We start from the raw sequence: 12484 nt of genomic DNA, 5'->3' as shown, positions 1-12484 counted from the left end.
GCATTGATATTTTTTGTAATAAATCAAAACTCGAATTAATTATATAATTAGCCCAACTTTTCATTTTCTTGCTCAATTGGTCAAGGGCGTGAAAGTTATTTAGTGCAGTTTGATTGTTTAAAATATAAAAGTAATGGGAGTGGTACCATGAGAAATAATCTATTGAAGTATATGAGTCTTGCCGTGTTGTTCTTTAGCTTTAGCAGTGTGCAGGCGGCGGGTCCCGTTTTGGACCATGTCCCAGGTACAACGAAAGTGAATGCCGAAAAAGTACTGGATCTTGCAGAAAGTTTGCCTGATTTAGTGATTGTCGACGCACGTATCCCACAAGATAGACAAGCGGCAGGCTGGATTCCAGGTGCCGTGTTTTTGCCTAATATTGAAACCGATGAAGCCAGTCTAGCCAACGTCATTCCAACCAAGTCAACGCCCGTTGTATTCTACTGTAACGGCCCAAAATGTGGGCGCAGTGGTGATTCAGCAACAAAAGCGGTCAAGGCCGGTTACAAAAATATCTATTACTTTCAAGGCGGCTGGGAAGAGTGGGCGAGTGCCGGGTTACCCGCAGAGCGTTAATTCAAATACCTCCATTCTAATGATCTATCTTTAATTAACACCGATGCGAAGGCACGATGCACCGGCCAGCTGGCATGGGTGTTAACTATATAAATATGCAGTGCAAGCATTCTTTTACGTGATGCAAGGTGGGTTTGCACTGCATGTTGAATACCCTGAGACTTAAACGCTAAAAGAAGAGCAAATCTATGTTGTCTGAACTCGATGTAACGCCACAAGGGCGAATTATAATCCCTCCAAGTTATGTGTTAACCTCACGAACCGATTTATTTGGTACCATCACCGATGCCAGTGATGACTTTGCACATGTGTGTGGTTATTCGCGAGAAGAACTGATTGGTCAGCCCCACAATATTATTCGCCATGCTGATGTACCGGCGAATGCATTTAAAGACCTATGGGATACCCTCAAACAAGGCCGCAGTTGGCAATGTATTGTAAAAAACCGAGCGCGAAATGGAAACCATTACTGGGTGGTGGCGAATGCCTCGCCGATTCGTAATCCGCAAGGTGAAATTGTTGAATACATCTCAGTGCGCACGCCCGCCACCGAGGAGCAAATTGCGCTTGCTGAAAGCTTATATCCGTTACTGCATACCGGTGCGATGGCGCTAGAAGGCGGCGTGCCCTTAACCAAAGGTCAGCTAAGGCGAGAAAAGTTTAACCCGTTTGTGCGTCTACGCGATTGGCAACTGCGCTCAAAAGCGAATGCGCTGTTGTTGGCGTTTTTATTGCCTTTAGCGGCATTGGTGTTCTTGTCGCTTAACTACATTGATAAACAGGTCAGAGCCTTGTGGGTCGAGGATATTGCACAAACCGTCGAACTGGCTGCGCGAACCGAGTTGCGCTATACCGAACCTAAAATGCAACAGGTGATTATCACCGCACAAAATACCCAAACCTTCAGAACCCTATCTCGGCGTTTAGTCGCGAACCCACAGGATATCGCCGCAAAAGCCGAGATGGAATCCTATTTGGTTGAAAATTTTTCCAGTGGTGCATTCGGTCGGGGCGAATTGTCAGGTTTAGGTATAAGGATGTATGATGCGCAGTTTAACTTGTTAGCTCAAGGAATCAAGGCCGAAGGCTGGAACCCTGGAACACAAATGAATCCCGATTATAAAGCGCGCGCATTAGCGCGTAATCGCGCAGAAAGTATGACGCCATTGACGTTTTTGCACACCCAAGACCAGCGTCCGGTTTATTCGATCGTGATGCCTTATGGTGGCTTGCGGGTACTGGGTTATTTAGAACTCATGGTCGATCCCGCGCATAATTTGCGCGAAGTGGAGCGTATATTGGGCTTACCCTTGCAGATTACGCTACTCGATGGACAGGTGTTTTATACCTCGGATAAATGGCAAGATGCCGAGGGTCAAGAAGATATCATTTGGCAGTATGTCGCGCGTCAGATTCAAGATGATCAACAGAACCCGCTTTTACAGTTGAATGTAAAGCAAAATATTACAGAGTTTGCGAATACATTACGCTGGACCGAATATACCGTCATGACACTATTTGGTATGGCCATTTTATTGATTGCCCTGGTGATTCTCTTTGCACTTAAAAAGCTAATGGCGCCGATTAATACCATGATGCAAGCGATGGAAAATGCCAGTCGGGGGCACTTTACCCAACGGATTGTTGCGCGTCATTCACGTGATGAGTTAGGTCGGATGGTCGAGTCTTATAACAACCTGATGAACGCTTCTCAGTTGGCGGTGGTCAGTGTCTCGCAGGTATTACGCGCACTGAGTGCCGGGCGATTTGATGAGCGTATTGGCTTTAACTCGGAAGGGGATCTGGAACGCTTAAAACAAGTCACCAATGGCAGTATGGATCGTATTGCCCTCACCTTTGAGACCTTAAATAAAACCTTGAATGGCTTATCAGAAGGTCAATTTAAACAAGTTGTGCATGTCGATGAACAAATCGAAGGCGAATTTAAATGCATTATCGAAGGGGTTGTTAGCGTTATGGTGTGCTTGCAATCGATGGTCGATAGCCTAGTCGCCGCCTCCTCATCGATGGCGCAGGGCGATTTTAGTCATCGCATTAATGAAGCGATGCCCGGTGAGCTCAATACCCTCAGAATGGATTTCAATAAAGGGATCACTGACGTAGAAACCGCGCTCAATGAGATTGTGCAGGTAACACGCGGGATGAGTCAGGGCGATTTAACCCAGCAGGTTGCTGGCGACTATCAGGGTAACCTCGGGGTGCTAAAACAAGCCGTTAATGAATCTATTTCACAATTGGCACGCACCGCCCAAGGGCTGATTGAAAGTGCCGACGTGGTGTCAAGAATGACCGAAGAGTTGACGCAAGGCAGCGGTGAACTCTCCGCGCGTACCCAGCAACAAGCGGCGGCGCTAGAGCAAACATCGGCCTCGATGCAGCAGATGACCAGCAGTATTGATCATGCGAGTAAAAACTCATCCAATGCCGCACGTCTAAGTCTGCAGTTACAACAAGAAGCCGAGTCGGGGGCGAAAACGATGGAGGATACGATTCAGTCTATGCAACGTGTGAGTGCAGTGAGTACCGAAATATCCGAGATTACCGCACTGATTGATGCGATTTCATTCCAAACCAACTTACTGGCCTTGAATGCCGCCGTCGAAGCAGCGCGTGCAGGTGAACATGGGCGAGGCTTTGCCGTGGTGGCCGGTGAAGTGCGCGCCCTTGCACAAAAATCGGCAGCAGCAGCGCAAGATATTCGTCACAAAATTGACTCGAATGTTCAACAAATCAAACAAAGTGCCAAGCTGGTTGATCAATCGAGTCACGCCTTTAACACCATTACTCAAGGCGTGGTTCAAGTCAATGAGCTTGTGGTGGATATTGCGCAAGCGTCTTCGGAGCAAGCAAGGGGCGTGCAAGAGGTGAGTCAGGCAATAGACCAAATTGATGGTGTAGGCCAGCAAAATGCGGCATTAGTAGAAGAAACCACCGCCGCGACCGAAGAGTTATCCCGTCAAGCCAGTGACCTGCGATCGATGGCGTCCACCTTTCAGGTAGCGAAAAACCTCGGCCATTACATTCCTCCTAAGGCGCTGTTATGAAACACATCCAGCCGCTGGCGGCCATAGATCCTGCGACTTCGTGCAGGTTTTGCTGCCTTTTTTAAAAAAAGTCGGGGGGTTGATACATTTTGTAATAAAACCCGTGCGTTTAATCAGGTAGAATGCGCCTAGTTTTTATTGCTACTAGGAAATCATATGAGTCGAAAAATAGTTATCCCTGCGCACTATATTTTGTATTCTACTACGGATACACATGGAACAGTACTAAGTGCATCAAAGGACTTTTTAGACATATCTGGTTATCAACATGATGAACTGATCGGTCAGCCGCATAATAAGATTCGCCATCCGAGTGTGCCTAAGCAGGTGTTCGCCGATATGTGGGCGACACTAAAAAGCGGCAAAAGTTGGACAGCGATTGTGGTGAATCGTGCCAAATCCGGTGAGGAATACTGGGTGAGAGCCAATGTATCTCCTATTCTAGACAATGAGCGTATTGTGGGGTATTTTTCTGGGCGAACGCCCGCGACGGATCAAGAAATACAGGCTGCGCAAACCTTATATCAGCAAATTGAAAAGGGGGAGCGGGTACTAAAAAACGGTTTAGCGCGTCACCCCTGGGATATCAAGCTCGATGCCTATCGAAATATGTCTTTTTTGAAAAAAATGATGATCCCGATTCTGTCTTTAATGTTGTTGGTGGGGGGGATTGTCGGCGAACGATTGATGCACATGAAAAATCAGAGTTTATTTGCCGCAGGAGAGGGGTCGGCGCAAGATATGATTACCATGGCCAAAAACTCTCGCCAGTTTTATATGGATGAAATTGTGCCCAAAGTCATTCAAGCGGGTATGCAACTGAGCCATGAGTATGCCACCCATCCCACGCACCTTCCTTTAGCGGCCAATGTGATGCTCGCCTTGGGTGAAATGTCGCGACAATCCGGCAGTGAGCGTGATGTCGGTGAAGTCAAATTATTTAGTGCATTTCCGTTTACATTTCGAGGTCAGGCACAGTTAGATGCGTTTGAGCGCGCAGCCTTGGCCGCATTAGAGGCCGACCCCAATACACCTTATATACGTATTGAACAATCAGGCGGTCGTTCGTTTTACCGCATGGCGGTGCCAGATTTTATGACATCACAAGCTTGTTTAAATTGTCACAATCACGACCCCAGTAGCACCAAAACCGACTGGCAAATCGGTGACGTGCGTGGTGCAATTTCCGCGCGGATTCCACTTGGCGAGCTGGAAACGGCGATTGCACAACCGGTAGCCCAGCTGTCGGCCGCCTTGGTTTTCGCGGTGATGGTCATGCTAGGTGTTATCTTGCTATTGGTCAGTGGGTTAAGAAAACGTGTTAATTATCTGCAACAAGGCATGACTTACGCTAAAAAAACCGGTGATATCACGGTGCGACTACACGACAAGGCCAATGATGAGATTGGCGAGTTGGTCAATGGGCTCAATTCAATGCAAAACGATTTCTTGGCGTCGATTTCACAGGTGTCATCTGGGGTCAAAGCCTTGTCTGAAGGCGATTTTAATCAGCAAATTATTGGCGGTAAAGGAACGTTTAAACTTTTACAAGATGCGGTCAACGACACTACGCGCAGTTTACGCATGACTGTTGAGGATATTAGCCGATTGATGCAAGGCTTGAATGAAGGCAATTTAGCCGTTCGGGTTGATGAGCGTGGTCAAGGCGAGTTTAAACTCATTACCCAAAACGCGATGACGGCGATGCAAAATTTAGAGCACATGATTTCTGATGTTGTTCAAGTGGTTGCGCAGTTAGAGATAGGTCGCTTTCAATACCGCATGGAAGGCGAAGCGCGTGGCGATTTATTAAAACTCAAGCAAGGATTAAATACCTCAATGGACGCCTTGGAAAACGCCATGAAAGACATCACCCGGATTGTCGTGGCCCAATCCGAAGGCGACCTGACGCAGCGCATTACCGCTGAATATCATGGTGGATTACGTATACTAAAAGAAGCGATTAACAATTCGGCTGATAAGCTAATCGAAGTCGTTGCTCAATCGATTGATGCCTCAAATGTGGTGAGCACGGCGGCAAATCAAGTTTCTGCTGGCGCACAAGGTTTAAGTCAGCGCGTACAAGAACAAGCGGCCGCGCTAGAGCAAACCTCGGCAACAATGGATGAAATGAACTCCGTAGTACAAAGCAACACACAAAACGCCTTGCAAACGGCACAGGTCGCTAAAGAGGTGCAGACAAAGGCGCATCAAGGTGCGGCGGTGATGCAGCAAACGATTGAGGCAATGAATTCAATTCAAGAGTCCAGTCACAAGATCGCTGATATTGTCACGCTGATTGATGGTATTGCGTTCCAAACCAACCTACTCGCCTTGAATGCCGCGGTCGAAGCGGCGCGCGCCGGTGAGCATGGTCGTGGTTTTGCCGTGGTGGCCGGAGAGGTACGCGCATTGGCACAAAAATCGGCCGATGCCGCCAAAGACATCAAAGGGTTGATTAGTGAAAGTGTTGGACGTATTGACCAGGGCACCAAGCTGGCGTCTGAATCGGGCGAAGTGCTGCAAGGGATTAATCAGGCGATTAATGGGGTGGCGGAGATGATTAATCAAATCGCGCAGGCCTCCGGTGAACAAGCCGACGGCATTAAGCAAGTGCACAATGCGATCGCCCAAATAGACGGTGTTACGCAGCAAAACGCGGCGTTAGTGGAAGAAACCAGTGCTGCATCAGAAAGCCTAAGCGAGCAGGCCAGTATACTGCAGCAAGACATGGCCTTCTTTAAAACCGGTAAAGCCGCCAGCACTGCCGCTGTGCGTCAATCGTCACCGAAGCCTGCACCGAAGACGCTGGCCAAACCTGCGGCGCAGGCCGGCGCCAAGTCAGGTCTGCCCACCGCGCCGGCGAGGCGGCCACAAGCCACCGCAGGGGATACCAAGGGCAACAGTAATGAGTGGAGTGAATTTTAGTCCGTTTTAGTTAACTTGTCATCTGTCCTCGGCGTGCGATACAGCGCGCGCGTCTTTAGCCAGCCCCCGTGCTGGCTTTTTTTTAAAACCGTTTGTGTTTGAGATGCTTCTAATGAAATGTGGAGTCTTTATTTGATGGGCTCTAATTGATATTTTTTGTAATAAATCTTTGGTTGGCCTAATTTTGTCCTTAAAGTATAATTTCGTTTTTTTAATATTCCTTAAGTATTTTATGGGAATGCTTTGAATTAAAACATTAAAAACTGAGGGTAGGGATTTAAATCCATGAGAAATAACCAGCCGGTAACACAAAAAGAAATTTTAATTCCTGATCATTATATTCTGTCAACGAGTACAGATCTGCAAGGCACAATATTAAGCGCCTCGGATGACTTTATAAAAGTGAGCGGCTACGATCGCAAAGAAATAATCGGCCAGCCACACAATATCTTACGTCATCCAGATGTACCGGCAGCGGTGTTTGCTGATATGTGGGCAACGCTTAAAAAAGGTAAAACCTGGGCCGCATTTGTCAAAAATCGTGCTAAATCCGGTGATCATTACTGGGTGTTAGCCAATGCCTCACCCATTGAAGAAAATGGGCAGGTGGTGGGTTATGTTTCGGTCAGAACGCCTGCCAACACCAAGCAAGTACACGCGGCTGAAAGCTTGTATAAACAGATTGCTTCAGGCGAAAAATTGATTCAGGGCGGCGTGGTGCGTTCGGCCAAGGCGACGCGATGGGATTTTCTCACGATCAAGGGTGGTTTGAGTAAAGTGATGCTGGTCAGTTCGGCATTCATTTTGGCATTAGGTATGACGCTGCTGGGTGCTGGGTTTTATGCCACACAAATTGCCCCTATTGAGCAACGTGAATTGGCGCTTGAAATTGAGCGTTCAAAAGCGCTCATTGAAAATCACTTAGAGGGCAAAGTGGTCAGTGTGACCGATATCGCAGCCAGTATGACCCATCAAGAAACTTTGAAGCAGGCTTTAATGGATCCGAGTGCACAGGCACAGGCTACGGCCTATTTATCGGCGACGCGTGATCATTTTAGACAAGCGACCGATTATCAAAATATTCGTGCGCATTTGCATAGTGCGGATAAACGCTCAATGATAAAGTCGTGGAATCCAGACGTTTCAGGCGAGGCAACAGCACACCCTTTGTTAAACCAAGTCGTTACCCAGGGCAAGTCGCAAGGCAGTTTAACGCTGGATTTTAACGGTTTTGCTGTGGGTGTCACTGGGTTTGCGCCTATTTATCACCAAGGGCAGGTGATGGGTGCGTTATCCGTATCAGGTGGCGTGGCTTCGGTTACGCGCGAGTTGAGCGGCTTGGGGGTCGACTGGGTCATGTTGGTGAGTGAGCAGGCTTTTGCTGGTCAAATGCCGGGTTCGTTACAATCAAATCAGGTTTTTTCGAGTGGTTATCGTTTGGCGCATAATAATTGGTTTGATGCGGGGGTGGTGAAGCGATTACAAACCATGCTGCCCGACGTCTTGTCGGGTGCGCAGCAACAGGCTTATCTTATTAATGGTCAGGTCATTGTTGATTTACCGGCTTATGATCGTCAGGGCCAGATCGTTGGGCGTCATTTATTAGTCCATTCAGCGGCGCAGATCGAACAGCAGATTCAATCTGCGGTACATCAGGCGATCATGCTGATAGGTTCTGTTATCTTTATTGTTTTAGTGATTGTTGGATTGCTGATTTTGCAAGTACGCCAACGCGCGATTAAACCTTTAAGTGAGTTGTCTCAGGCGATGAAGCATATGGTGAAAACCGGCCGCTTTAATGAGCGTGTGGTTTTGCTTGATAAGGGGGATGAGATAGCTCAAGTTGTAAATACGTTTAATGGATTTGCAGGCAATGTGCAGCGCGCACTCACCAATATCAACGATGTAATGTCGTCTGTTGCGAAGGGCGATTTTGATGTCGCTATCACGGATAATCTACAGGGTGACTTGGCGGTGATGAAGCAGGCGGTTAACGGTTCTGTCGCCAGTGTGAATAATACGATGCAAGCATTAAGCGATGTGATGGACCATTTATATAATGGGGAATTTGATATCACGATGCCAGATAGTGTTGAAGGTGCATTCCGTTACAAGGTTGATCAAGCGATGCAGGCGTTGCAAGAAACCATCCAAGGCATTCGTGTTGTCATGGGTAAAATGGAAGAAGGGGATTTTCATTACCGTGTTGAAGTGGAGGCACGCGGCGATCTGCTCAAACTCAAAAATAGCATTAATGACTCGATGGAAAGTATGTCCTCGTCGATTTCTAAAATCAGTGAGGTGGTGGCGGCACAAGCCGCAGGTGACTTAACGGTCGCTTTGCCGGCTGGTCATTTTAAGGGTGAACTGCATAAACTAAAAAATTCGATTAACTATTCAATGGAGAAGCTTAAAGAGGTCGTCTTAGCGGTTTCCGAGGCCGCTCATATTGTGAATGGCGCCTCTCATGAAGTGTCGCAAGGTTCGTTGGATCTTAGTCAGCGCGTACAAGAACAAGCGGCCGCGCTAGAGCAAACCTCGGCAACAATGGATGAAATGAACTCTGTAGTACAAAGCAACACACAAAACGCCTTGCAAACGGCACAGGTCGCTAAAGAGGTGCAGACAAAGGCGCATCAAGGTGCGGCGGTGATGCAGCAAACGATTGAGGCAATGAATTCAATTCAAGAGTCCAGTCACAAGATCGCTGATATTGTCACGCTGATTGATGGTATTGCATTCCAAACCAACTTACTGGCCTTAAATGCCGCGGTCGAAGCGGCGCGCGCCGGTGAGCATGGTCGTGGTTTTGCCGTGGTGGCCGGAGAGGTACGCGCATTGGCACAAAAATCGGCCGATGCCGCCAAAGACATCAAAGGGTTGATTGATGAAAGTGTTGGGCGTATTGACCAGGGCACCAAGCTGGCGTCTGAATCGGGCGAAGTGCTGCAAGGGATTAATCAGGCGATTAATGGGGTGGCGGAGATGATTAATCAAATCGCGCAGGCCTCCGGTGAACAAGCGGACGGCATCAAGCAAGTGCACAATGCGATCGCACAAATAGACGGCGTTACGCAGCAAAATGCGGCATTAGTGGAAGAAACCAGTGCCGCATCAGAAAGTCTAAGCGAGCAGGCCAGTATACTGCAGCAAGACATGGCCTTCTTTAAAACCGGTAAAGCCGCCAGCACTGCCGCTGTAGGTCAATCGTCACCGAAGCCTGCACCGAAGACGCTGGCCAAACCTGCGGCGCAGGCCGGCGCCAAGTCAGCTCTGCCCACCGCGCCGGCGAGGCGGCCACAAGCCACCGCAGCTGAGACCAAGGGCAACAGTAACGAGTGGAGTGAGTTTTAGTCCGTTTCTGGTCAATTTTTTGTTGACGGGCGGGCTATCGTAATCTAAAACTTTTTTGGTTTGGTTGAGGAGTATTGTATGTTTTGTTTTAAGTTAAAAAGCGATGTGCAGGCACTGGAAGCACAAAACGAGCAATTTAAATCGATCCTAGCGGCGCTGGATAAGTCTAATGCGGTGATTGAGTTTACGCCAAGTGGTGAAATCCTTAATGCTAACGATAACTTTTTAAATACAGTAGGGTATCGTTTGGATGAAATTAGAGGTAAGCATCACCGTATTTTTGTACCACAAGACATTCAGAATACGAAAGAGTATCAGGTTTTTTGGCAAACGCTTGCGCAGGGTGAGTTTATGCAGCAGCGGTTTAAGCGCATAAACAAACGGGGTGAAATCGTCTGGATCGAGGCCAGTTATAATCCGGTTTTTAAGGGTGGCAAGGTGGTTAAAATCGTGAAGTACGCCACGAATATTACGGAACAGGTGAATCGTGAAATGGAGGATCAGGCGAAAACTAATGCGCTTGATCGTTCTATGGCGGTTATTGAATTTAAACCTGACGGTACCATTTTAACCGCCAATAAAAACTTTTGTGATGCAGTAGGCTATAGTTTGCGTGAGATTCAAGGCAAGCATCATCGCATTTTTGTACGAAAAGATTATGCCGCAGGCCAGGAATATCAGGATTTTTGGGCCAAGCTATCGCAAGGAAAGGTTTTTTCAGGTCAATTTGACCGCATTAGAAAAAATGGCGACACCATCTGGATTGAGGCTAGTTATAATCCTATCTTTGGAGCGGACGGCGAAGTGGTGAAGGTGGTTAAGTATGCATCCGACATTACGGCCAGGGTTAGAGAGGCCAAGCTGCTTGAAGTCGTTGTGATGGATACTTCAAAAGTATTAAATAATGTTGCATCGGGTAGACTTAGCCGAAAACCCACAAATCCGTGGGATATCTCTCCTGACTCACCCAATAAACCCCATCTTGAAACGCTTTACAGTGCATTGAATGAAATGTCATCAAAACTAATGGATGTGGTGTCAAGGGTGAGCGATGCGGCCGAGGTTGTTAGCTCGGCTTCTTCAGAGGTGGCGCAAGGAGCATCGGAGTTAAGTCAGCGCGTGCAAGAGCAAGCCGCCTCGCTTGAAGAAACTTCCTCGGCGATGGAGCAAATGAATACCGCGGTTCAAAATAATACACAAAATGCGCAGGATGCATCAGCATTGGCGCGGGCCGTTGTTGAAAAGGCCGACAAAGGCACGCAGGTGATGGAGCAGACGATTAAGGCGATGGCTGAGATTCAGGCGTCGAGTTATAAAATTTCAGATATTGTTTCGTTAATTGATGGCATTGCTTTCCAAACCAATTTATTAGCACTGAATGCGGCTGTTGAGGCTGCGCGCGCAGGTGAGCATGGAAGAGGGTTTGCCGTTGTAGCCGGTGAAGTGCGTGCTTTGGCACAGAAGTCAGCAGAGGCCGCGAAGGATATAAAAAAACTGATTTCCGAAAGTGTATCGCGTATTGATCAGGGAACAAAATTGGCCTCCGACTCGGGTGCGGTGTTGGGTGAAATTAATGAAGCAGTACAGACGGTAACCGGCATGATAGAGCATATCGCACAGGCTTCTAAGGAGCAGGCGCAGGGCGTGGGGCAAGTGCATAGAGCTATCTCATCTATTGATCAAATTACACAGCAAAATGCGGCACTTGTTGAGGAAACATCAAGCGCTTCGGAGGCAATGAGCCAGCAAGCCGTTAACTTAACCGAAGAGATGCGGTTTTTTAAAGTTAAAGAAGGCGTGTCAAATCAAGTTGCAGCCTTGAGGTTGAGTGCTTAATCCAAGCGCGCCGGCGATTATGGCCTTTCTCGTACACTTACTTGCTACCGACGCCCGCGAGCTGCCATTCCCACGCACAGCGTGGGAATGAGGTTAATGGTTGATGTAGATTAATCGTGCCTATTACTATGATTTTTGTGTTATTTAGATGCGTTTTCCTTGGGTTCTAACCCCTTGGTGACGCTAAGCTTCTTAAGTTTGTTATACTATTTTTTCTTATAACAAAGAGATCACAACGATGAAGCTTAAAAAACTACCAATAGGCATCCAAACCTTTAGTGAAATCCGCGAGGATGATTATGTTTATGTCGATAAAACAGGCATTGCCCATGCGCTATTGCAGAATTACAAATATGTTTTTTTAAGCCGCCCTAGACGCTTTGGTAAGTCATTATTTCTGGATACTCTGCGCAATATTTTTGAAGCCAATAAATCCCTGTTTAGCGGTTTGGCGATAGAAAACCAATGGAATTGGGATGTTAGCTATCCGGTGATTCAAATTTCATTTGCTGAGTGGAAGATCAAATCGTTTAAAGACCTTGAGGATAAGTTTGAAGAGATATTTATCTACAATCAACAACGGCTAGGTATCACCTGTCAATTTGAGGCGCGTGATCGCCGTTGTTTCAGCGAACTCATCCGTAAAGCCAATCAAAAATACAACCAAAAGGTCGTCGTGCTGGTCGATGAATACGACAAACCGATTCTGGACAACATCACCAACA

Annotated in this window: 6 protein-coding genes; all 6 read left to right on the top strand. The window is 47.4% G+C overall.

The genetic code is table 11. The features are described from left to right. The first annotated feature begins 147 nt into the window (after nucleotides 1-147). Complete coding sequence (locus NA59_RS02030) at nucleotides 148-576, top strand: rhodanese-like domain-containing protein (protein ID WP_052501398.1); 429 nt, start codon at nucleotides 148-150, stop codon at nucleotides 574-576. A 188-nt stretch (nucleotides 577-764) separates the two neighbouring features. Continuing rightward, the gene (locus tag NA59_RS02025) at nucleotides 765-3641 is read left to right on the top strand and encodes a methyl-accepting chemotaxis protein (RefSeq protein ID WP_044407212.1); all 2877 of its coding nucleotides are present in this window, start codon (nucleotides 765-767) and stop codon (nucleotides 3639-3641) included. Between the two features lie 156 nt (nucleotides 3642-3797). Beyond that, nucleotides 3798-6569: a methyl-accepting chemotaxis protein gene (locus NA59_RS14155; protein WP_052501397.1), complete on the top strand. Its 2772-nt coding sequence runs from the start codon at nucleotides 3798-3800 to the stop codon at nucleotides 6567-6569. 285 nt (nucleotides 6570-6854) lie between these two features. Further along, nucleotides 6855-9923: a methyl-accepting chemotaxis protein gene (locus NA59_RS14150; RefSeq protein ID WP_052501396.1), complete on the top strand. Its 3069-nt coding sequence runs from the start codon at nucleotides 6855-6857 to the stop codon at nucleotides 9921-9923. A gap of 78 nt (nucleotides 9924-10001) precedes the next feature. Further along, nucleotides 10002-11759 carry a methyl-accepting chemotaxis protein gene (locus NA59_RS02010; protein WP_052501395.1) on the top strand — a complete coding sequence of 586 codons (1758 nt, stop codon included), beginning with the start codon at nucleotides 10002-10004 and terminating at the stop codon, nucleotides 11757-11759. A 238-nt stretch (nucleotides 11760-11997) separates the two neighbouring features. After that, nucleotides 11998-12484, top strand: a 487-nt coding sequence (locus NA59_RS02005; RefSeq protein WP_044407210.1) for an AAA family ATPase, incomplete at its 3' end; no start/stop codon positions are given.

Origin of the sequence: Thiomicrospira microaerophila (genome assembly GCF_000934765.1) — a bacterium.
In the GTDB taxonomy this organism is placed as follows: Bacteria; Pseudomonadota; Gammaproteobacteria; order Thiomicrospirales; family Thiomicrospiraceae; genus Thiomicrospira; species Thiomicrospira microaerophila.
This window is presented reverse-complemented; position numbering and strand designations above follow the sequence as displayed.

Coding starts and splice junctions, on each gene's coding strand:
- NA59_RS14150 (WP_052501396.1), top strand. CDS start 6,855: ATGAGAAATAACCAGCCGGTAACACAAAAAGAAATTTTAATTCCTGAT.
- NA59_RS02010 (WP_052501395.1), top strand. CDS start 10,002: ATGTTTTGTTTTAAGTTAAAAAGCGATGTGCAGGCACTGGAAGCACAA.
- NA59_RS14155 (WP_052501397.1), top strand. CDS start 3,798: ATGAGTCGAAAAATAGTTATCCCTGCGCACTATATTTTGTATTCTACT.
- NA59_RS02030 (WP_052501398.1), top strand. CDS start 148: ATGAGAAATAATCTATTGAAGTATATGAGTCTTGCCGTGTTGTTCTTT.
- NA59_RS02025 (WP_044407212.1), top strand. CDS start 765: ATGTTGTCTGAACTCGATGTAACGCCACAAGGGCGAATTATAATCCCT.